Raw genomic sequence first — 20,902 nt, 5'->3', positions numbered from 1 at the left:
GTGGCCCCCACCGAATTCCGGTGGGGGCCACGGCGTTTCGGTTTCTTCAGCCGCGTTCGGTTATACGATCAACCGACTTGTGAGACGGATGTGAAGGCCGGGGGGCCGTGGACGCCGGAGCGGCGTCCAGCCCGTCTCCGTTCCCGGGGAGGGAATCTCTTGGCTCGCCATGTCTCCGCACGCCTGCGTCTCATCACCGCCTCCGCCGTCCTGACGGCCGGACTGAGCCCACTGCTGCCGTCGACCGCGGTCGCGGACACGGCGGCGGAGACGGTGGTGCCGGCGACCCAGAGCGGCGCGTACACAGGGGCTGCGCTGTACGGAGCCTCGGCCTACGGCGGTCATGACGGCGCCGGCCCCGAGGGCGTGTTCCACACCCTGGAAGGTTCCGGGCTGGTCTGGACACGGTACGCGGACGGCACGTCCGTCAAGGTGGTCCACCCGACCGGCTACACCAGCTACAACACGGCCGGCGGCGACGTCCTCGCCTACCGCTACGCCGGCGACCGCGTCGACCTCTGGAACGCGGCGGACGGCGTCACCCGCACGATCCGCATCCCCGAGGGGCTGTCGCTGGTCACCGCCTACAGCGATCTGGTGGTCGCCTACCGGCAGGTGAAGGACGAGAACGGGACGACCGTCCAGCGCGAGATGCACCTGCTGATCCCGGAAGCCGACGGCGGCACGCGGGACGTTCCGGTGACCCAGGTGCCCGAGGGGTACCAGCTCGGTCAGCCCAAGGGCGGGGACGCCGACGGGCTGCTGTTCGTCGCTGGACGGGCGGATGGACCGTACCTGTGGGTCATGGTCGACCGACGGACCGGAGAGGTGCGGGACGCGACCCCGCCGAGCTCGGAGCTCTACGCGCACGCGGTGGTCTCCGCCGACCATGTGGTGCTGTTCGACGTGGGCGACCCCACGGTCCACGTGTTCTCCCGTTCCGATCTGTCCGCCGCCCCGGTCGAGGTCACGCTGGACAGCGGCCGCACGAACTCTCCGGGGGATCTCGCGGCGGTCGGCGACTGGCTGGTGACCCGGCCCGGTACGTCGGCGGTGATCGCCAAGTCCGTCGCGGGCGGTCCGTCCAGAACTCTGCTGCCCGCGTCGGACCCCGGCATCGCCGGCGCCTCCGACGGCAGCGCCCTTGCGGTGGGCCGCACTGGCGCCGCGCAGGACGACTGGGGCATTCAGCGTATCCAGCCGGGCCCGGACGGCAGCCCGGTCGTCACCCGGGTCAAGCCCCTGCCCAAGCTGCCGCGCAAGATCCAGGGGATCTCGCTGGACCAGGGCAGACTCGTCGTGGCCGATACCAACGATGCCCGCGTCCGCGACACCTATGGGCGGACCGTCGCCGCGACCGGGACACCGACGTTCGGGGCGCGGTCGTTGTTCGACGGGACCCAAACGCGGCTGAGCTCGTGCGCGGTGACGGACGTCGGCTGCTCGCAGCTCTTCGGCACCGCCGACGGGCGGACCGCCTGGCTGCAACGCGAATCGGAGCAGGAAGACCGGATCAGGGTCAACGGGCCGGGGGACTACGACTACTGGCAGCACATCGTCCCCGCCGGTGGCCGGATCACCGATGTCTCCGGCGAGTACCTGATCTACACCACGGCTGACCAGCAGTACGTCTACAAGCTGGACAACAACGCGGCCCCTGCCGTCACGCGCGTCCCCGGCCCCGCCGCGCTCTCGGGCGACGTCCTGTGGACTGTGGGCGAGAGCCCCGGAACGGTGACCGCGTATGACCTGACGGCGAAGAAGAACATCGAGACCCTTGCCATCGACGCCGGCTGCACCCCCACCGAACTCCAGGCGCTGGGCCGCTGGCTGTACTGGACGTGCGAAGGCCGGGCCGGTGTCTACGACCGTACGGCGAGGAAGTCCGTGCCGCTGCCGGCCGACGAGGCCAAGCTCGGCGACGGGTACGTCGTCACCCATGACAAGCAGGCCGGGAAGCTGACGTTGACGACGGTGACGGACGGCACACCCGTCGGCCGGGTCATCGGCGATCTGTCCGACACGGGCGTCTCGCAGCGGGATGTGCGCTGGACGGTCGACGAGTCCGGCGCGAACGCGGCCTATGTGGACGGCGCGGAGCAGGTGCACCTCGTGCCGTCCGGGGTTGCCCAGCAGCCCTTGCGCACGCTGGGCAACGTGCAGAAGGCGGGGATGGTCGACACGGGCCTGACCGATCCGGCCTTCTACCCCCTGACCACCGTGCTGTTGTCGAAGCCGGCCGCGAGCCGGCATCTCACGGTCCACGACAAGGCGACCGGCAAGGTCGTCGACAGCGAGGAAGGCGGCCCCGCGCGCGGCGAGCTGAAGGTCGGGTGGGACGGCGTCAACGGCGCGAAGGTCCTCCCCAACGGCTCGTACACCTGGACGCTGTCGGTCACGCCGGCGGACGGTGTGGGTGCTCCCCTGGTGACACAGGGGACGGTTCAGCTGGTGCACGGCAGTGCGGTGCACCATGACTACGTGGGCAACTCGTGGGGGTTGCCGGACGGCGTCGGGGATCTGCTCACCCTCAGTTCCTCGGGCGCGCTGACCTACCACCGGGGCACGGGCAACGGCACGTTCGTCACGGACGGCAGCGGCAAGGGCTGGGCGACGACGATCAAGGCGGTCCCGGTCGGAGACTTGAGCGGCGACCGCTGCAACGACGTCCTGGTCCGGCTGAGCAGCGGCGCGCTGCGGCTGTACAAGCCGGGCTGCAACGCGTTTCTGGCACCCTCGACGGCGTACACGACGCTCGGGACCAGCGGCTGGAACCAGTTCGACGTGCTGACCTCGACCGGTGACGTCAGCGGGGACGGTCGTCCCGATCTGGTCGCCCGTAACGCGGCGACGGGCGCGGTGTACCTGTACAAGGGCACGAGTGCGGGGCGGCTGGCGACCGGTGTGAAGCTGTACGCCAACTGGAAGACGTACAAGAAGGTCGTCGGGGCCGGGGATCTCAACGGGGACGGGGTCGCGGACCTGCTCGCGCAGGACAAGGCGAACAACCTGTACCGGTTCTACGGCACCGGCCGGGGCACCTTCGGCGCGGGCGTGAAGCTGTACGCCAACTGGGGTCCTTCGTACAACGTGGTCGTCGGCGTCGGCGACATCACCGGGGACGGCAAGGCGGATCTGGTCGCCCGGGACACGGCGGGTGCGCTGTACCGGGTTCCGGGGAACGGGAAGGGGTCCTTCAGCTCGCGGGTGAAGATCGGCGTCGGCTGGCAGGGCTACAAGGGTATTTTCTAGCCAAGTTGTGATGCATGTCACGCCCCCGGCGAGGGAATTGCTGGGGGCATGACAGATGACGGCATAGCGAGTGGGCGGTCTCCCGGGAAACTCCCGGATCCCTCTGATCCTTCGGGGCTCTCGGGGCTCTCGGACGAAGAGCGGCTGGCCCAGCTCGGTTACACGCAGGTTCTCGCCCGCCGTATGTCGGCGTTCTCCAACTACGCGGTCTCCTTCACGATCATCTCGGTCCTGTCGGGCTGTCTGACGCTGTACCTGTTCGGCATGAACACGGGCGGCCCGGCGGTGATCATGTGGGGCTGGGTGGCCGTCGGCCTGATGACGCTCTTCGTGGGCCTGGCGATGGCCGAGATCTGCTCGGCGTACCCGACGTCGGCGGGCCTGTACTTCTGGGCGCACCGGCTGGCGCCCCCGCGATCGGCGGCGGCCTGGGCCTGGTTCACGGGCTGGTTCAACGTGCTGGGGCAGGTCGCGGTGACCGCCGGCATCGACTTCGGGGCCGCGTCCTTCCTCGGCGCGTATCTGAACCTCCAGCTCGACTTCGAGGTGACACCGGAGCGCACGGTCCTGCTCTTCGCCGGGATCCTGGTGCTGCACGGTCTGCTGAACACCTTCGGGGTGCGGATCGTCGCCCTGCTCAACAGCGTGAGCGTGTGGTGGCACGTGCTGGGCGTGGGCGTCATCGTCGGGGCGCTGGCCTTCGTCCCCGACAAGCACCAGTCGACGTCCTTCGTGTTCGGCGAGTTCGTCAACAACACGGGCTGGGGCAGCGGCGTGTACGTCGTCCTGCTCGGCCTGCTCATGGCCCAGTACACCTTCACCGGCTACGACGCCTCCGCCCATATGACGGAGGAGACGCACGACGCGTCCACGGCCGGCCCGAAGGGCATCGTGCGGTCCATCTGGACTTCCTGGATCGCCGGCTTCGTCCTGCTGCTCGGCTTCACCTACGCCATCCAGTCCTACCAGGGCGCGCTGGAGTCCCCGACCGGCGCGCCGCCCGCCCAGATCCTGCTCGACGCGCTCGGCGCGACCGCCGGAAAGCTGCTGTTGCTGGTGGTGATCGGGGCCCAGCTGTTCTGCGGGATGGCGTCAGTGACGGCCAACAGCCGCATGATCTACGCCTTCTCGCGCGACGGCGCGCTCCCCTACTCGCACCTCTGGCACACGGTCAGCCCACGCACCCGCACACCCGTCGCGGCGGTCTGGCTGGCGGCCGGCGGCGCGCTGGTGCTCGGCCTGCCCTATCTGATCAACGTGACCGCGTACGCGGCCGTCACCTCCATCGCCGTCATCGGCCTCTACATCGCCTACGTCATCCCGACGCTGCTGCGCATCCGCAAGGGCGAGGCATTCGAGCGCGGGCCGTGGCACCTGGGCCGCTGGTCCAAGGCGATCGGCGTGGTGTCGGTGGCGTGGGTGGCCGTCATCACGGTCCTGTTCATGCTGCCCCAGGTCTCGCCGGTCACCTGGGAGACCTTCAACTACGCCCCGGTCGCCGTCCTGGTCGTCCTGGGCTTCGCGGGGGTGTGGTGGCAGGTCTCGGCCCGGGAGTGGTTCCTCAACCCCCTGCACGAACGGACGCTGGCCCGGGAGGCGGCGAGAACGCAGAAGACCCTGTAACCGACTCCGGCGTGGCCGTGTCTCCGATACCCGATCGGAGAGACGGCCAGGTCCGGCTATGCTCGGGGAGGCAACATCACGCAACACCGCGTGGGCCCTTAGCTCAATTGGCAGAGCAGTGGACTTTTAATCCATTGGTTGTGGGTTCGAGTCCCACAGGGCCTACCGAAACGCCCCCAGGTCAGAGGTACTTCGAGGTACCTCGGGCTGGGGGCTTCTTTCATTCCATGGGTTCACAAGGTGATGTTCGTTCGAACATCGGCGTGGTAGAAATGGCGCATGGATGTCGCCGATCGTCTCGATCTGACCCTGCGTCTCGTGCAGGGCGCAGAACACGAGCGCGTCTCCGTCGCCGAACTCGCTCAGCGGCTCGGGGTGTCGGAGATGACCGTGCGCCGGGATCTGGACGCGCTGGAGCGGCAGGGGCTGGTGCGGCGGGTGCACGGTGGGGCCGTCGCCGGGCGGGCCCGCGAGGAGGGCGGTGGGTTCGAGGCGCGGCAGGCGTGGCAGACGGCGACCAAGGACCGGCTCGGGGCGGCCGTCGCCGGGCTCGTCGAGCCGGGGGCGCGGGTGCTGCTGGATGCGGGGACGACGACCGTGCACGTGGCGGAACATCTTGCCGCTCGGGGGCCGTTGACCGTCGCCGTGCTCAGTCTGCAGGCGGCGGTGCGGCTGGCCGACCGGCCCGGCATCGAGCTGCTGGTCGTCGGCGGCCGCTCGCGTCCCGGTGAGCGCTCCCTCGTCGGGCCGCTGGCGCTGCGCACCCTGGAGTCCCTGGCCTTCGACGTGTTCGTGATGTCGATCGGCGGAGTGCACGCCGAGCACGGCTGGTCGGAGTTCTCCCTCGAGGACGCGGCCGTCAAGCAGGCGGGGCTCGGCCAGGCCGGCCGTACGGTCGCGGTGGCCGACGCGACGAAGCTGGGCGTGCGCGCGTTCAGCCAGGTCGCTCCGCTCGACGCCGTGCACACCTTCGTCACCGACGCCGCCGCGGCCGACCCCGCCACCCATCCCGGCGGCCCCGGAACCCTGGACGCCCTGCGCAAGGCCGGCGTCGACACCCGCCTCGCCTGAGGAGACGCAGACGTACATGACACCGCTGATGATCCTGGTCGCCGGCCCGTACCGCTCGGGCACCGGCGACGACCCCGTGAAGCTCGCGGCCAACGTGCGGGCCATGAACGAGGCCGCGCTCGTCCTGTTCCGCGCCGGGCATCTGCCCGTCACAGGCGAGGCACTGGCGCTGCCCCTGCTGGAGACGGCGGGCGGCGACCCGGCCCCCGGAAGCGCGCTCTTCGACGAGCTCTTCCATCCCGTCGCCGAACGCCTGTTGGACCGCTGCGACGCGGTGCTGCGCATCGGCGGCCCGTCGGAGGGCGCGGACCGGATGGTCGAGCGGGCCCGCGCCGACGGCAAGCGGATCTACGGCACGCTCGCAGACGTCCCCGCCCCCACTCACCGCCTCGCAGGGAGCCCCGCATGACCGTCGGCATCGACACCCCCGACCCCCGCGGCCGTACCGGGCTCGACCGGCAGGGGCGCGACCTCACCGGCAACGACCGGGTCCGCATCCTCGACGTGGAGGTCCTCGCCTGCGACTGGGCGGTGCTGCGCCGCACCACCTTCGACTACCGGCACAGCGACGGCCACGTCAGCCGCGAGCGGCGCGAGACCTACGACCGGGGCGACGGCGCGACGATCCTGCTCTACGACCCCGACCGGCGGACGGTCCTGCTGACCCGTCAGTTCCGGCTGCCCGCGTACGTCAACGGGCACCCCGACGGCATGCTGCTGGAGACCGCCGCAGGGCTGCTGGACGGCGACGATCCGCAGGAGGCGATCCGTCGTGAGGCGGCCGAGGAGACTGGACGCACAGTCCATGATGTCGAGCATGTGTTCGACGCTTTTATGAGCCCCGGCTCGGTCACGGAACGGCTGAGCTTCTTCGCCGCCCCCTATGACGCCTCCGTCTCCGGTGTCGAGACGGCGGGCGTGGCGGCCGAGGGCGAGGACATCGCCGTCGTCGAACTGCCCTTCGTCGAGGCCCTCGACCTCGTCCGCAGCGGCGCCATCGCGGACGCGAAGACCATCATGCTGCTCCAATGGGCGGCGCTGGACGGCCCGTTCCGGCCGTCCGCGGTCAGCCCACGTTGAGCCCGGTGAGACCGCTGAGCCCGGTGAGGTCCGCCAGCGGCAGCGTGTGCTGGGTCTGCAGGACCTTCGCGCGCAGGTAGCGGACGTTGTGCGGGGTCGTGAACACGCCCGTCGGGACACGGTCCTGGACGTCGATGCCGAGGCCGCGCAGCTGGTCGGCCTTGTCGGGGTTGTTGGACAGGAGGTCCAGGCTCGTGATGCCCAGGGCGCGCAGCATCTGAGCGGCGGCGGTGTAGTCACGGCCGTCCTCGGGCAGACCGAGCGCCGCGTTCGCCTCGTAGGTGTCCAGGCCCTGGTCCTGGAGGGCGTACGCGTCGAGCTTGTTGTAGAGGCCGATGCCGCGGCCCTCCTGGCGGAGGTAGAGCAGGACGCCGCCCGTCCCGGCTATGCGCTCGACGGCCTCGCGCAGCTGCGGCCCGCAGTCGCAGCGGGCGGAGCCGAAGACATCGCCGGTGAGGCACTCGGAGTGCAGCCGGACCAGCGGGGTGGCGCCGGGCGCCGGCTCGCCGAGGACGACGGCGACGTGCTCCTGGCCATCGGTCAGGCCGTGGAAGGTGACCAGTTCGGCGTCGACGGAGTAGCCGTCCTGGAAGCGCAGCGGTACCCGGACGCGGGCGCGCGGGGTGGCGGCGGCGGGGGTGTCAGGCATGCGGGTCTCCCGGTGCGAGTGGGGTCTGTGCGGGCACCTGCGTCCACCTGTGTCTACCTGTTTCAGATTTGAAGCAGAGTGCCGAGAGCGACCCTACCCCATGCTTTAAATTTGAAGCAACGGGATTGTGGCGCGTACCTCATGTGCTCGCGGCCATCGGGTTCCGGTTCGGGTTCCGGTTCGGGTTCCGGTCATGCGGTTCGGCCGTCAGGTTCCCGAACAGGGTGATGAGCGGCGGCGCCACGGCAGTTCCTCCGGGGCGGCCTCGTCGCCGTCCTGGAACCCCAGCACGACCTGCGTGAAGATCTCCTCCAGCTGTCCCACCTGCTCAGGGGTGAGCCGGTCGAAGAGGGCCGAGCGGACCGTCTCGACATGGCCGGGGGCCAGGCTCTCCAGGGCCGCCATGCCCTCGTCCGTCAGAGCCGCGACGGTCCCGCGCTTGTCCCAGCGGCACTCTTCGCGCCGCAGCAGCCCGTCCTTCTCCAGGCGCGTCACCGCGTACGTCAGCCTGCTGCGGGTGATCTTCAGCTGCTCCGCGAGGTCGGTCATCCGCAGCCGTCGCTCCGGTGTCTCGGAGAGGTTGGCGAGGATGGAGTAGTACAGATGGGGCATGCCGGCCTCCTGCTGGAGCTGCCGGTCGATCGCGTCCTCCAGCAGGAGGTAGCCGGCAACGTACGCGCGCCAGGCGCGCTGCTCCGCGGGGGACAGCCAGCGAGTCGTCATACCGCCAGTGTAGGTTTGTTTCAAACTTGAACCAAGGCCCGGTCCGGTCAGGACCGCCGTCGGACCCATCCCGGGGAGTGCGTCGATGCCGTACCCGTACGTCCTGCTGTCCGCCGCCGTCTCCCTCGACGGCTACCTGGACGACACCACGCCCGAGCGCCTGCTCCTCTCCGGCCCCGCCGACTTCGACCGCGTCGACGACGTACGGGCCTCCGTGGACGCCATCCTCATCGGGGCCGGCACGATCCGCGCCGACAACCCGAGGCTCCTCGTGAACTCCCCCGAGCGCCGCGCCGCCCGGGTCGCCGCCGGACTGCCCGAGTATCCCCTCAAGGTCACCGTCAGCGGCTCCGGCGACCTCGACCCGGCCGCGAACTTCTGGCACACGGGCGGCGAGAAGGTCGTGTACACGACGGAGAAGGGCGCCGAGCGGGCCCGCGCGCTCGGCATCGCCGCGGACGTCGTGGCGCTCGGCTCCGAACTGGACTGGCGCCGCCTCCTCGAACACCTGCACGATGTGCGCGGTGTGCGGCGGCTCATGGTCGAGGGCGGCGGAACCGTCCACACCCAGCTGCTCCAGCAGGGCCTCGCCGACGAACTCCAGCTCGTCCTCGCCCCGCTCTTCGTGGGCGACCCGGGCGCGCCCCGCCTCTTCGGGCCGGGCGGCTACCAGGGCGGCCGCCTGCGCCTGCTGGAGACGCGGCGCATCGAGGACGTCGTCCTGCACCGCTACGAGCCCACCGCCCCCGGCGTCGGACCGCTGCCCGCCGCCGCCGACCGGCACTGGCTGGCCCTCGCCTGCGAGCTCGCGGCGCAGTGCCCGCCGTCGCGGACCGCGTTCAGCGTCGGCGCGGTGATCGTCGCCGCCGACGGCACGGAACTCGCGCGCGGCCACTCCCGCGAGGCCGGCGACCCGGTCGTGCACGCCGAGGAGGCGGCCCTCGCCAAGCTCGACCCCGCCGATCCCCGACTGCCCACGGCCACCGTCTACAGCAGCCTGGAACCGTGCGCCCGCCGATCCTCGCGCCCGGCGCCCTGTGCCCGCCTCATTCTCGACGCGGGGGTGCGCCGGGTGGTCACGGCCTGGCGTGAGCCGGACACCTTCGTGACGGAGGCGGACGGAACCGGTCTGCTGACGGCCGAGGGCGTCGACGTCCTTGTGCTCCCGGAGTACGAGGAGCGGGCGAAGGCCCCGAACCGCCACCTCCTCTGACCGCCTCCTCTGACCGCCTCCTCTGGCCCCCTGCTCAACCGTGGTGATTGCAGCCCCGCAGATGGCGTACAGTTGTGTTCAGCGGCGCGGGGTGGAGCAGCTCGGTAGCTCGCTGGGCTCATAACCCAGAGGTCGCAGGTTCAAATCCTGTCCCCGCTACTGAAGGCCGAGGGCCGGAATCCAGAACATGGATTTCGGCCCTCGGTGTTTTCCCCGTTCTCTCGGTGCGCCGTCCGCCGTCACTGCAGGTGAGCGAGTGATCCCCCTCCGCGTAGCGGCTGACATCCTGTCAATACCTGTGTGATCGCTGAGTCTGGCCAACTCGCCCGTTTTTCATCGGTCATGGGTCGAAAGTCCAGGCCAGAAATGTTGTTGATCAAGCGGAAGAGCTTGGAAACCTGACCCCGGGTCTATTAACGTTCGATAACGCAGCGCGGTCGTCCCGGCCGACACAAGAGTCGGCTCCGTGCGCACTGCCGAATCCCGCAAGGGAACCGGGGAACCACCACCTTGGGGTGAATCTCGCGGAAGCCGCCGTGAACTCGCAGAGTCCACGACCGGTTTACGCGCGTAGGAGACCTTCCCGCTCCGAACCCGTCAGCTAACCCGGTAGGCGACGGAAGGAAAGGAGTACGCCCGCGTGGCGTCCAACCGGCCTGTCCCAGAAGCCCCGTTCGTGCCGAGCCAGCGGTCCGCAGAGACCTTGGCCTACGGCAGCGTCCGCACCGACGAGGGCCCCTGGGAGGAGTGGAACCCCACCGCGGATTCCATTCGTCCGGTACGCGGCAAGCACCGTGTCGCCAAGCAGCGCGGCGGCGGGTTCGCCCGCAGCTCCACCGTCCTCGGCGTCGGCGTCATAGCCGCCGTCAGCGCGGGCGGCATGGCCAGCGCCAACACCGGCAAGGCCCCGGTCTCCATCTCCATGCCGGACCTGCCCAACGTGGGCTCCCTCATCTCCGACGACGAGCCCGCCCAGGACGCCGCGCCCGCCCTGGCCGGCTTCGGCTCCGAGGCCGCCGAGGAGACCGGCCAGAGCGCCACCGACGCCGGCGAGGCCCTGCGCAGCCGGATCATGGCGCAGGCCGAGTCGCAGCAGACCCAGCTCGAGACCAAGGCCCAGGCAGCCGCCGCGGCCGCCGCGGCCAAGGCCCAGGCCGACGCCGTCGCCAAGGCCGAGAAGGAGGCGGAGGCCAAGGCCGCCGCCGCGAAGAAGAAGGCCGCCGACGAGGCCGCCAAGAAGGCCGAGGCCGCGCGCCTGGCCGAGCTGGCCACGCAGTACACGCTGCCGACCTCCTCGTACACCATCACCTCGACCTTCGGTCAGGCCGGATCCCTCTGGTCCTCCGGCTACCACACGGGTCTCGACTTCGCCGCGCCGACCGGCACGCTCATCAAGGCCGTCCACAGCGGCACCATCACCGAGGCGGGCTGGGCCGGTTCCTACGGCTACCGCACCATCCTCACGCTGGACGACGGCACCGAGGTCTGGTTCGCCCACCAGTCGTCGATCAGCGTCAGTGTCGGCCAGAAGGTCGGCACCGGTGACGTGATCGGCCGCGTGGGCGCCACCGGCAACGTCACCGGGGCCCACCTCCACCTCGAGGTCCACCCCGGCGGCAGCTCCGAGGGCATCGACCCGGCGGCCTGGCTGCGCAGCAAGGGCCTCAACCCCTGAGGTCTCCCTCCGGGAACCCCTGATCGATTTCTGCTTGCCTCTGCTCGGCCCCCGATCGGCTTTTGATCGACTCCCTGCAGCCCTGACGGCCACCCCCGACGTCAGGGCTGCAGGGCGTTCATGTGTTCTTCGTGTTGCGCATGGAATCGGCGCGCGGTCGGCACCCGTTGACGAAGCATGACTTCTCTTCGCAAACTCGGCTCCTCCGACCTCGAGGTCTTCCCGCTCGCCCTCGGCGGCAACGTCTTCGGCTGGACCGTCGACGAGCCCGCCGCTTTCGCCGTACTCGACGCCTACGCCGCCGCGGGCGGCAACTTCCTCGACACCGCCGACTCCTACTCGGCGTGGATCGAGGGCAACAGCGGGGGCGAGTCCGAGACGATCATCGGCCGGTGGGTCAAGGCCCGCGGCAACCGCGACGACGTCGTGATCGCCACCAAGGTCAGCCAGCACCCCGAGTTCCCGGGCCTGTCCGCCGCGAACATCAAGGCCGCCGCCGACGCCTCCCTCCGCCGCCTGGACACCGACCACATCGACCTCTACTTCACGCACTTCGACAAGACCGAGGTGCCCGTCGAGGAGATCGTCGGCGCGCTCGACGAACTGGTGAAGGCGGGGAAGGTGCGGCACATCGCCGCCTCCAACATCTCGCCCGAGCGCCTCCAGGAGTCCGTGGAGTTCTCCGACCGCGAGGGCCTGGCCCGGTACGTCGCCCTCCAGCCCCACTACAACCTGGTCTCGCGCGACACCTACGAGGGCGGCCTCCAGGACCTCGCCGCCCGCTTCGGCCTCGCCGCCGTCCCGTACTTCGCGCTGGCGTCCGGCTTCCTCACCGGCAAGTACCGGCCCGGTACGACGGTGGACAGCGCCCGCGCCCCCAGAGCCGCTCAGCACCTCGACACGGAGCGGGGCCGACGGGTCCTCGTCGCCCTGGACGAGATCGCGCAGGCCCACGACACTCAGGTCGCCACGGTCGCCCTGGCGTGGCTCGCCGCACAGCCGACCGTGGCCGCGCCGATCGCGTCCGCGCGGACGGTCGAGCAGCTTCCGGCACTGCTGGGGGTGGCGGAGCTGGAGCTGACAGAGGCGGAGATCACGAGCCTTACGCAGGCCTCGGCCTGACTCACCCAGGGGCTCACGGCTACCGCTATTGGTAGGGGTAGGGGTTGGGGGCGGGGTACGGCCCTCCGGGATACCCGTAGGCCTGCCCTGCCGGGTACCCGGAGCTGTGCCCCTGGGGGTACCCGTACGACTGGGGGTGCCCGTACGACCCGTACGACGACCCGTGCGACCCGTGTGACCCGTGTGACCCGTACGACGACCCGTGCGACCCGTAGGCCCCGTACATCGGCCAGGGCGGCGCAGCCATCGGTACGGGTACCGGAGGGGCCGTCATCCGGGCCGCGTGGTCCAGCGCGGGCCGGGCGACGTCCTTGCGGCGCCACAGCTCGTTCAGCAGCTCCCGTTCCCGGACGACGAAGTCGGCGTTCGCCCGCCCCCGTCGGCCGCGATGCCGCAGGAACGCGAGGGACGTCGCGTACGCCTCGTACCGCGCCACCTCCCGCGCCGCCGGCCGGCCCAGGTGGCGGCGGGCGTACACCCGGGCCAGCCGCCGGGCCCGCATCGAGCCGAGCGCGAACGGCTCGGCCGGGGTGAGCCAGCCGGCCGCCGCGTAGGCGGGCAGTTCCTCGCGCACGGTGCGCAACTCACGTTGGCGGGTCCACACCACCAGCCAGGTGAGCAGCCCGAACGCGGGCACCATGATCGCCACGTACACCGCGAAGAAGCCGAACTCGCCGAACGACGAGGAGCCGTTCCACAGGGCGTGCATGCCCATGGCGAGGAGCAGCCCGGCCAGCGGGAGCAGCGCGCGACGCAGTTGCCGACCGTCCCCGGAGAGCGCGGCGATGCCGAAGCCGATGCCGGTCAGGACCGTGAACAGGGGGTGCGCGAACGGCGACATGACGACGCGCACGAAGAAGGTCGCGGCGGTGACGGAGGAGATGCCGCTGTCGCCGGTGAGCTGGTCGGTGCCGAAGGCGGTGCCGAGATAGAGGATGTTCTCGGTGAACGCGAAGCCGGTGGCGGTGATCCCGGCGATGACCACGCCGTCGACGATCCCGGTGAAGTCCCGCCTGCGGAAGAGGAAGACGAGCAGGACGGCCGCGGCCTTGGCGGACTCCTCCACGACCGGCGCTATGACCGTCGCCCCCAGGGTGTCCGCACCGGACGGGTCGGCGGTCGCCATCGCTATCCATCTCGTCGCGAAGCTGTTGGCGACGATGGCTATCAGCGCCGCCGCGCACGCACCCCAGGCGAAGGCGAAGACCAGGTTCCGCCAGGGCCCGGGCTCGACCCGGTCGAGCCACCGGAACACGGCGACGAGCAACGGCACCGGCAGCACGGCGAGCCCGAGCCCGACCAGGAAGCCCTCCGTGCCGGTCTGTTCGCGCACCAGCGCCAGGATGACCAGGCCGGACAGCGCGAGCAGTGTGATCAGCGCCCCGTACCGCACCCATCTGCGCTGCCACCAGTGCGCGTGCCGGAGGACGCCGTCCTCGGGCGCCCCGCCGGGATACGGCGGATGCAGCGGGTAGGGCGGGAACGGGGGACTGATGGCCACGGCATCGACCCTAACGAGGGAGGGGACTGTGGTGGACGGAGTCGGTAGGTCAGTGATCCCCGCGCCGGACGTCCTGTGGGCTTCCCTGCGGGACGCGATGCTGTACGCGCCGGAAGAGCAGATCGTTCACCACATGACCCTTGTCCAGCCCCTGCCCCTCGAAACGGGTCAGCGGCCGGAACTCGGGCCGGGGCGCGAACCCGCCGTCGGCCCGGGTGTTCTCGAAGTCGGGGTGCGCGGTGAGCACCTCCAGCATCTGCTCCGCGTACGGCTCCCAGTCCGTGGCGCAGTGCACGATCGCGCCGGGCTTCAGCCGGGTCGCGGCCAGGTCGAGGAACTCCGGCTGGATGAGGCGCCGCTTGTGGTGGCGCTTCTTGGGCCAGGGGTCGGGGAAATAGACGCGCAGTCCGTCGAGCGAGTCCGCCGGCAGCATCTCGCGCAGCAGGATGATCGCGTCGCCGTTGGCGACCCGGACGTTGGTCAGGCCGTTGTGATCGGCGAGGTTGAGCAGGTTGCCCTGCCCGGGCGTGTGCACGTCCACCGCGAGGATGTCGGTGTCCGGGTCGGCGGCCGCCATCTGCGCGGTCGCCTCGCCCATGCCGAAGCCGATCTCCAGCACGACGGCACGGTCGTTGCCGAACAACTCGGCGAGATCGACGGGATGCCCATCGATATCGAGCCCCCACTTGGCCCACAGCCGCTGCAAGGCGTCCGCCTGCCCGGCCGTCACCCGACTGCGCCGGGGCTGGAAACTCCGGATCCGCCGCTCGAAGTGCGACCCGGCGGGATCGGCCCTGGGCCCGTCGGGGAACCGGGGCTCCCCCTTGGCGCGGGAATGCCGAACGGACTCACCCGGATGGTGCTCGCCGCCGGGAGAGGCCTGGGGGACTTCGGGGGTATTCACGGAATCAGACACAGTGCGAACGATTTTACGGCGAGAGGACAAGTGGGTACGGCGCACGGCCGGCCACGGCACGGGACCCGTAGTCCGCGTAGTCCCTGTAGTCCTCACCCGTGCGGCTGCCACTCGTGGGGGACGGGCGGGCGGGACGCTCGCGCAGTCGCTGGGGTCGCCGCCGTGGGTGCGTGGGCTGGGTTGCGTGGGCTGGGGTGCCGTTCACCTGCCTGCCGGGGTCCCCCGCCCGCTTGCCGAGGCTGCCCATCCGGTGGCCGTGCTGTCTACGGAGGCGACCGTGCTGCTTAAGCGGGGCGGGCGGGATGCCTTCGCGGGGGCGGCCGGGCGCTCACCCCAGTCGTGGGCTGCCCCGCGCGCGGGCGGACCCGCAGGTGTGGCCGCTGCGGGACTCGGCCGCTCAGGCACTTGCCAGCGCGCTCAGCGCCCTACGGGCCACCTCCCGCCCGATCGGCAGTGAGGCCGTTGCCGCCGGAGAGGGAGCGTTCAGGACGTGTACCGCGCGGGGCCCCTCCCGGATCAGGAAGTCGTCCACCAGACCGCCGTCCCGCAGGACCGCCTGCGCTCGTACTCCGGCCGCCGCCCGCACCAGATCCCCCTCCTCCACCGCCGGCAGCAGCCGACGCACCGCGTCCACGAAGGCCCCCTTCGACACCGACCTCCGCAGCTCCCCGATGCCGTACCGCCAGTGCCGCCGCCCCAGCCGCCACACCCCGGGCCACGCCGCCGTGGCCACCGCCTCCCCGGGCCGTACGACGCCCCACCCGTACCCCTCGCGGGCCAGCGCCGGCACGGCATTGGGGCCGATGTGCACGCCCCCGTCGATCCCCCTGGTCAGATGCACGCCGAGGAACGGGAACGCCGGATCGGGCACCGGATACACCAGTCCGCGCACCAGCTCCGGCCGCGCCAGCTCGTAGTACTCGCCCCGGAACGGCACGATCCGCACCTCGGGCTCGTCCCCCGTGAGCCGGGCGACCTGGTCGCAGTACAGCCCGGCGCAGTTCACCAGCACCCGCCCCCGTACGACGTCCCCGCGCGAGGTGCGCACGGCGACCCCGCGCTCCGGTCGCCGATCGACCTGCACGACCCGTGCGCCGTACCGGATCTCCGCCCCGGACGCCTCCCCCAGCCGCCGCGCGACGGCCGTGTAGTCGCAGATCCCGGTCGTCCGCACGCGTATGGCGGCGAGCCCGCGCACCTCGGGCTCGTACTCCGCGATCTGGGCGGCGCCCAGTTCCCGCACCGGAATCCCGTTCTCCCGACCGCGCTGCACGAGCGCGTGCAGCCGGGGCAGTTCGGCCCGCGCCGTGGCGACGATCAGCTTGCCGGTCACCGAGTGCGGGATGCCGTACTCCGCGCAGAACTTCGTCATCTCGGCGGCGCCCCGCACCGCGTACCGGGCCTTCAGCGACCCCGGCCGGTAGTAGATCCCGCTGTGGATGACCCCGCTGTTGCGCCCCGTCTGATGCCGGGCGACGCCGGGCTCCTTCTCCAGCACCGTGACCCGGGTGCCCGGGGCGGCACGCGTGATCGCATACGCCGTCGACAGCCCGACGATGCCCCCGCCGACCACGAGCACATCACAGTCGTAAGCGATCTTCGGCACGTGCACCACCTCCCGGCTTCGATAGTGCACTGCGCCACTGACAACGCCTTCAAACCCGGGTGACGCCGGCGCCCCGAAGGCGCGCGGGGAACCGCGCGACCGGCCACGGTCGACCCGCGCTCCCGAACCGGCACAAGCCAGGCAGACGGAACGGCGGCACCGGCACCGAACGGAGTGCCTACGCCGGAGTCATCAGCAGCGGCCGCGCCCGCTCCCGCAACTCCACCACCCGCGGTTCGTCGCCGTACGGCTCCAGCCGGTGGAGCAGATCCTTGACGTACTCCGTGGTGCGCGCGGAGGAGATGCGCCCGGCGACCTCCACCGCCCGCACCCCCTGCTCGCAGGCCGCGTCGAGGTTCCCCGACTCCAGTTCGGCGACCGCCGAGACGACGAGCCGCAGCCCGTGCGACCGCACGAACTCCTCCGTCGGCTGCGACAGCGCCTGCTCGGTGAACCTCCGCACCTGACGTGGCGCCTTCAGATCGCGGTAGCACTCGGCGGCGTCGGCGGCGAAGCGGTCGTAGGAGTAGAAGCCGAGCCAGGACGGGTCGTGATCGCCGTCACGGGAGCGCTCCAGCCATCCCTCGGCGGCCTTCAGCGCCGCTCCGGCGGCATGCGCGTCCCCCGCGCGGGCATGCGCGCGTGCCTCGACGAGCCGGAAGAAGCTCATGGTGCGGGCCGTGGCCAGCCCCCGGTTGCGTTCCAGGGCGGCCTGCGCGAGATCGACGCCCTCGTCGCCGAACCCGCGGTATGTCGCCTGCAGGGACATGGAGGCCAGGACGTAGCCCCCGAGAGGGACGTCCGCCGCGGCACGCGCGAGCCGCAGCGCCTGGATGTAGTACCGCTGAGCGGCCTCCTGCTGACCGGTGTCGAAGGCCATCCAGCCCGCCAGCCGGGTCAGTTCGGCGCTCGCCCCGAACAGGGCGCGCCCCACTTCGTCGGAGTACGAGCCGAGCAGCAGCGGCGCCGCCTCGACCCGCAGGCACTCCGGGACCATGGAGGAACGCCAGTCGCCGCCTCCGTACTTGGAGTCCCAGCGTCTGGCGTCCTCGGCGGCCTCCCGCAGCTTCTGCACATCGCTGTGGCCGACTTTGAGCGGTGCGCCGGACCCCTCCAGGAGGTGGATGTCGCGCGCCACCGAACTGTCGGCCGGGGTTATCAGCCACCGTGAGGCGGGCGTTGCGTACGCGCTTACTGCGAACGATCCGGCCAGCGACTGCCAGATGCCCCCCGAGCCGGCCCGGCGGCCCGCGAGATCGAGGCGGTAGAGGTCGGTGGCCGAGCGCACGGCCTGGCCGACGTCTCTGGGGAAGGCAAGGCCCACTTCGGGCGCGGGATCCGCGTCCGCCAGGCCGATCTCATGGAGCGGCACCGGGCGGCCGAGCTTCTGACCGATGGCGGCCGCGATGAGGTGCGGCGCGGCGCCCTGCGGCACCATGCCCTTCGACACCCAGCGCGCCACGGACGTCTTGTCGTAGCGAAGAGTCAACCCGCGTTGAGCGCCAAGATCGTTGACGCGTCGCGCGAGTCCTGCGTTGCTGATTCCCGCGAGGGCGAGAACGGCGCCGAGTTTTTCGTTCGGCCCGCGTTGCTCCCTGGACATTGCGCCACCCCTCGACACAGACGGCTGCCGCGCTGGCATAACCATGCGGCATTCGTAAACCCAGCGTAGTTCGCCGCATCCCAAGCGTTAAGGGGCATTCTTCCGGTTGGCGGGATTGTGGTCCGTACGAAAGTGTCGGCTCAGGTACGGACCGTTGCGGTGTGCTCCCGCTGTGTGGCCGTGCGCCCGGCCGTGCGCTCTTCTCCGGCCACCGCGGGAGCGGTTCCATGGGCCGTGCGTGGGTCGGCCCGCTGTACTGGATCCAGTGGGCTGGGGGACACCGCCGCCTTCATCCCCGCGGGCGGCGGAACGGTCCGGGGGGCGAACTCCGCCTCCCGGACCGGCGCGCGCCTTCGAGTCGCGCGCGTGTGTACGGAGCGTGTGCGGAGCCTGCTCGGCACGTTTCCAACACCGAACGTACGCCGGGGATTTGGCCGAAAAGCGACCCTGTGTTCCATGAGTGACAACGCCTCCCACCATGGAAATCGAGGGCGCGCAGGGCGTCCTGGGGGAGCGTACCGGGGGCGCATTCAGGTCGCGGACACCGGGGTGCCCACAGCCGTCCCGGCCGGCGCCGACTCGTTGACACGGGCGCACTCTCCGGATCACAAGCGGCGCAGCCTCCGTCTGCAGCGCGTTCTTCGTGGCAGCATGGTGAACCGTTCGTACGGTGCACTCGGTTGTCCACAGCCTGTGGAGGCGTCGATGCGGTGGTTGGTGGGTTGGAGCAGCACCGCCGCGGGCGCGTTGGGCGGGTCCGTCGGCTACGACGGCCGGCGCGACGGCGGCGCGGCGTACGGGGGCCAGGAGGGCCGAGAGGCCCAGGGGGGCCAAGTCGGCTACGAGGGCGAGACCTTGCAGCCGGTCGGCTCCCAACTCCTGTGGGGAGACCCCGATCCGCTGTGGGCGGTCGGCGACTGGCGCCCCGACGAGGTGCGGGTGGTCAAGGTCGACGCCCAGACCCGGATCGCGGTCCTCGGCACGTGCGGGGCGACCGACGAACAGCTGCGCGTCGGACTGTTCGCCGCGCGCGGAGGGGCACTTCGGCACCTGACGGCCTGGCCGGGCAGCTACACGGCGATCGCCCAGGTCGGCCGGCGCATCACCGTCTGCGGCGATCTGGCGGGCGCGCGCCCGGTGTTCCACACGCCCTGGGCGGGCGGCACGGCGTACGCGACGGCCGCGCTGCCGCTGGCCGACCTCGTCGAGGCCAACCTCGACTTCGGCCACCTGGCGGCCCTGCTCGCCGCCCCCGACGTGCCGGCCGCGCTGCACGACTCCACTCCGTACGACGGCGTGCGTCGCATTCCGCCGGGGCATGCGCTCATCCTTCGCGCCGGGGCGCGCGAGGTCGCCGGGTACGAGCCGGTCGCCTCGCTCGCCGTGGCGGCGCCCCCGGCCGACCCGGACAGCGCGGTCGACGCCGTGCGCGACGCGCTCATCGAGGCGGTACGCGCGCGTCTGTCCGCGCCCCGGCACGTCCCCGACATCGACCCCGGCCCGGTGCCCGGCATGGGACCCGCCGAACGGCGCGCCGCGCGCGGGATGCCCGTTCCCGGCATCGGCGCCGACCTGTCCGGCGGCCCGGCCTCCGGCACGCTGGCGCTTCTCGCGGCGGGCCTGCCCGGCATGCCGGGCACCCTGCTCGGCCACGGCACGGGCGCGGGGGAGCGGCTGGTGGCCGTCACCTTCAACGACCTGGCCGTCGGGGGCCGCGAGGCGGAACTGGAACGGGCCGGCGCCCTCGCGGCCAACCCGCGCCTGCACCACGTCGTCGTGGCCGGCGGCGAGGAGACGCTGCCGTACGCCGACCTGGACGGACCGCTGACCGACGAACCCGGCCCCAGCCTGGTCCTGGCCGCCCGCCACCGCGCGCGTCTCGCAGCGGGCAGCGCGGACCACTTCACGGGTTATGGCGCCCGCCAGGTCCTGGACGCCCACCCGGCCCGCCTGGCGGACCTGCTGATGGACCGCAAGCGCCGCCACCTCGTGCGCCCGGTAGCCGCGCTCACCAAGGCGGACGGCTCCGTGCTCGTCCCCGCGCGCGTGTACGGCGCCGCCCGCCGGCTGGCCCGTACGTCGTACCGCGCGGGTGTGGAGGGTCTCGCCGAAAGACTCCTGCACCGCAGCTTCAGTTTCGACGACCCCTCAGGCGCCGTAGGGGCGTCTCTCGCGGCCCTGACCTGGGGCGGAGCGGGCCCGGCCGCGCGCTGGCTCACGGGGGAGGCGCTGGCTGAAGTATCGGTTCGCCTACAAGGGGCCACGCATCGCACCGGCGTGGGACCGGGCCAGCGTCCGGGCGACTATCGCGCGCGTGCGGCCCTCACCCGGCACGCCATGGACCTGCGCGTCCTGGAACAGGCCGTCGAGATCCGCTCCCAGCGACTGCACGCCCCGTTCCTCGACAACCAGGTCGTCCGCGCGTGCCGTGCGCTCCCCGAGACCCTGCGTGTGCAACCGGGGGCGCGTGCGGCGATCCTGCGCACCGTCCTCAAGGGCGCCGGCGTCACCGACCTCCCGCACGGCTGGGGCGCCCCCTCCCAGGCCTCCGCCGACGCGGCCGCCCGGGCCGGCCTTCGCATGGCCATGGACCCCCTGCTCACCCTCTTCGAAGCCCCGCTCCTCGCGGAGGCGGGGCTGATCGAGGCGAGAGTCGTCCGCAAGGCCCTCAGAGCCGCGGCGGCAGGCGAACCCCTCCCCCTGGACGGCCTCGCCGACCTGATCTCCCTGGAACTCTGGCTCCGCCGCCTCCTCTCCCGCAGAGGCACCTGCTGGACAGGCACCCCGGCCCGAGCCCGCGCGGTACCGGCAGGCATCGCTCCACAGAGACGAGCGGTCTCCTCCGGGGGGTGAGGGCGAGGTCGGCAG

General features: G+C 71.5%; 15 protein-coding genes, 2 tRNA genes and 1 riboswitch. Of the genes, 11 read left to right on the top strand and 6 right to left on the bottom strand.

Going from position 1 to position 20,902, the window contains the following annotated elements; genetic code table 11:
• Nucleotides 1-159: 159 nt before the first annotated feature.
• From ABZ725_RS09060 to ABZ725_RS09035, 6 genes are all read left to right on the top strand, one after another.
• The gene (locus ABZ725_RS09060) at nucleotides 160-3,252 is read left to right on the top strand and encodes a VCBS repeat-containing protein (RefSeq protein ID WP_358802102.1); all 3,093 of its coding nucleotides are present in this window, start codon (nucleotides 160-162) and stop codon (nucleotides 3,250-3,252) included.
• A 48-nt stretch (nucleotides 3,253-3,300) separates the two neighbouring features.
• Complete coding sequence (locus tag ABZ725_RS09055) at nucleotides 3,301-4,875, top strand: amino acid permease (protein ID WP_358802101.1); 1,575 nt, start codon at nucleotides 3,301-3,303, stop codon at nucleotides 4,873-4,875.
• Nucleotides 4,876-4,967: 92 nt separating this feature from the next.
• Nucleotides 4,968-5,040: transfer RNA gene (locus ABZ725_RS09050), tRNA-Lys, on the top strand.
• Between the two features lie 114 nt (nucleotides 5,041-5,154).
• Nucleotides 5,155-5,946: a DeoR/GlpR family DNA-binding transcription regulator gene (locus ABZ725_RS09045; protein ID WP_358802100.1), complete on the top strand. Its 792-nt coding sequence runs from the start codon at nucleotides 5,155-5,157 to the stop codon at nucleotides 5,944-5,946.
• 16 nt (nucleotides 5,947-5,962) lie between these two features.
• Nucleotides 5,963-6,355, top strand: a complete 393-nt coding sequence (locus ABZ725_RS09040; protein WP_358802099.1) for a DUF4406 domain-containing protein — start codon at nucleotides 5,963-5,965, stop codon at nucleotides 6,353-6,355.
• Nucleotides 6,352-7,026, top strand: coding sequence for an NUDIX domain-containing protein (locus tag ABZ725_RS09035; RefSeq protein ID WP_358802098.1), 675 nt, complete (start codon nucleotides 6,352-6,354; stop codon nucleotides 7,024-7,026). Before ABZ725_RS09040 ends, ABZ725_RS09035 begins: the two co-directional genes overlap by 4 nt.
• On the opposite strand, the gene ribA is transcribed toward ABZ725_RS09035, so the two are convergent.
• Complete coding sequence (gene ribA / locus ABZ725_RS09030; RefSeq protein ID WP_358802097.1) at nucleotides 7,013-7,675, bottom strand: GTP cyclohydrolase II; 663 nt, start codon at nucleotides 7,673-7,675, stop codon at nucleotides 7,013-7,015. The genes ABZ725_RS09035 and ribA overlap by 14 nt on opposite strands.
• 207 nt (nucleotides 7,676-7,882) lie before the next feature.
• Nucleotides 7,883-8,398 (bottom strand): MarR family transcriptional regulator, encoded by a 516-nt coding sequence (locus tag ABZ725_RS09025; RefSeq protein WP_351910891.1) that lies wholly within the window; start codon nucleotides 8,396-8,398, stop codon nucleotides 7,883-7,885.
• Between the two features lie 85 nt (nucleotides 8,399-8,483).
• Here ABZ725_RS09025 and ABZ725_RS09020 point away from each other — a divergent pair, with 85 nt between their 5' ends.
• The 4 genes from ABZ725_RS09020 (at nucleotide 8,484) to ABZ725_RS09005 (ending at nucleotide 12,408) form a co-directional block, all read left to right on the top strand.
• On the top strand, nucleotides 8,484-9,611 hold the full coding sequence (locus tag ABZ725_RS09020) for a dihydrofolate reductase family protein (RefSeq protein ID WP_358802096.1): 1,128 nt from the start codon (nucleotides 8,484-8,486) through the stop codon (nucleotides 9,609-9,611).
• Nucleotides 9,612-9,696: 85 nt separating this feature from the next.
• Nucleotides 9,697-9,770 (top strand) — tRNA-Met (locus ABZ725_RS09015).
• Between the two features lie 305 nt (nucleotides 9,771-10,075).
• Nucleotides 10,076-10,244, top strand: a riboswitch (cyclic di-AMP (ydaO/yuaA leader).
• Between the two features lie 7 nt (nucleotides 10,245-10,251).
• Nucleotides 10,252-11,286 carry a M23 family metallopeptidase gene (locus ABZ725_RS09010; RefSeq protein WP_358802095.1) on the top strand — a complete coding sequence of 345 codons (1,035 nt, stop codon included), beginning with the start codon at nucleotides 10,252-10,254 and terminating at the stop codon, nucleotides 11,284-11,286.
• 177 nt (nucleotides 11,287-11,463) lie between these two features.
• Nucleotides 11,464-12,408, top strand: coding sequence for an aldo/keto reductase (locus ABZ725_RS09005; RefSeq protein ID WP_358802094.1), 945 nt, complete (start codon nucleotides 11,464-11,466; stop codon nucleotides 12,406-12,408).
• A gap of 25 nt (nucleotides 12,409-12,433) precedes the next feature.
• On the opposite strand, the gene ABZ725_RS09000 is transcribed toward ABZ725_RS09005, so the two are convergent.
• From ABZ725_RS09000 to ABZ725_RS08985, 4 genes are all read right to left on the bottom strand, one after another.
• The gene (locus ABZ725_RS09000) at nucleotides 12,434-13,876 is read right to left on the bottom strand and encodes a PrsW family intramembrane metalloprotease (RefSeq protein WP_358802730.1); all 1,443 of its coding nucleotides are present in this window, start codon (nucleotides 13,874-13,876) and stop codon (nucleotides 12,434-12,436) included.
• A gap of 82 nt (nucleotides 13,877-13,958) precedes the next feature.
• The gene (gene trmB, locus ABZ725_RS08995) at nucleotides 13,959-14,825 is read right to left on the bottom strand and encodes a tRNA (guanosine(46)-N7)-methyltransferase TrmB (protein WP_358802093.1); all 867 of its coding nucleotides are present in this window, start codon (nucleotides 14,823-14,825) and stop codon (nucleotides 13,959-13,961) included.
• A gap of 397 nt (nucleotides 14,826-15,222) precedes the next feature.
• A complete protein-coding gene (lhgO, locus tag ABZ725_RS08990) occupies nucleotides 15,223-16,431 on the bottom strand; it encodes an L-2-hydroxyglutarate oxidase (protein WP_358802092.1) in 1,209 nt (402 codons plus the stop codon).
• 178 nt (nucleotides 16,432-16,609) lie between these two features.
• Nucleotides 16,610-18,034 carry an MFS transporter gene (locus ABZ725_RS08985; protein WP_358802091.1) on the bottom strand — a complete coding sequence of 475 codons (1,425 nt, stop codon included), beginning with the start codon at nucleotides 18,032-18,034 and terminating at the stop codon, nucleotides 16,610-16,612.
• A gap of 705 nt (nucleotides 18,035-18,739) precedes the next feature.
• Here ABZ725_RS08985 and ABZ725_RS08980 point away from each other — a divergent pair.
• Nucleotides 18,740-20,887: an asparagine synthase-related protein gene (locus ABZ725_RS08980; protein ID WP_358802090.1), complete on the top strand. Its 2,148-nt coding sequence runs from the start codon at nucleotides 18,740-18,742 to the stop codon at nucleotides 20,885-20,887.
• Nucleotides 20,888-20,902: the final 15 nt, after the last annotated feature.

The sequence above is a fragment of the Streptomyces sp. NPDC006872 genome, from assembly GCF_040635845.1.
GTDB lineage: Bacteria > Actinomycetota > Actinomycetes > Streptomycetales > Streptomycetaceae > Streptomyces.
Note: the sequence above shows the minus strand (reverse complement) of the source record. Positions and strands in the feature narration are given on the sequence as shown.

Bases quoted from the DNA above. Each gene is read 5' to 3' on its own strand.
- ABZ725_RS09025 (WP_351910891.1), bottom strand. From the start codon at position 8,398: ATGACGACTCGCTGGCTGTCCCCCGCGGAGCAGCGCGCCTGGCGCGCG.
- ABZ725_RS09055 (WP_358802101.1), top strand. From the start codon at position 3,301: ATGACAGATGACGGCATAGCGAGTGGGCGGTCTCCCGGGAAACTCCCG.
- ribA (WP_358802097.1), bottom strand. From the start codon at position 7,675: ATGCCTGACACCCCCGCCGCCGCCACCCCGCGCGCCCGCGTCCGGGTA.
- ABZ725_RS09020 (WP_358802096.1), top strand. From the start codon at position 8,484: ATGCCGTACCCGTACGTCCTGCTGTCCGCCGCCGTCTCCCTCGACGGC.
- ABZ725_RS08980 (WP_358802090.1), top strand. From the start codon at position 18,740: ATGCGGTGGTTGGTGGGTTGGAGCAGCACCGCCGCGGGCGCGTTGGGC.
- ABZ725_RS09005 (WP_358802094.1), top strand. From the start codon at position 11,464: ATGACTTCTCTTCGCAAACTCGGCTCCTCCGACCTCGAGGTCTTCCCG.
- ABZ725_RS09035 (WP_358802098.1), top strand. From the start codon at position 6,352: ATGACCGTCGGCATCGACACCCCCGACCCCCGCGGCCGTACCGGGCTC.
- ABZ725_RS09045 (WP_358802100.1), top strand. From the start codon at position 5,155: ATGGATGTCGCCGATCGTCTCGATCTGACCCTGCGTCTCGTGCAGGGC.
- ABZ725_RS08985 (WP_358802091.1), bottom strand. From the start codon at position 18,034: ATGTCCAGGGAGCAACGCGGGCCGAACGAAAAACTCGGCGCCGTTCTC.
- ABZ725_RS09040 (WP_358802099.1), top strand. From the start codon at position 5,963: ATGACACCGCTGATGATCCTGGTCGCCGGCCCGTACCGCTCGGGCACC.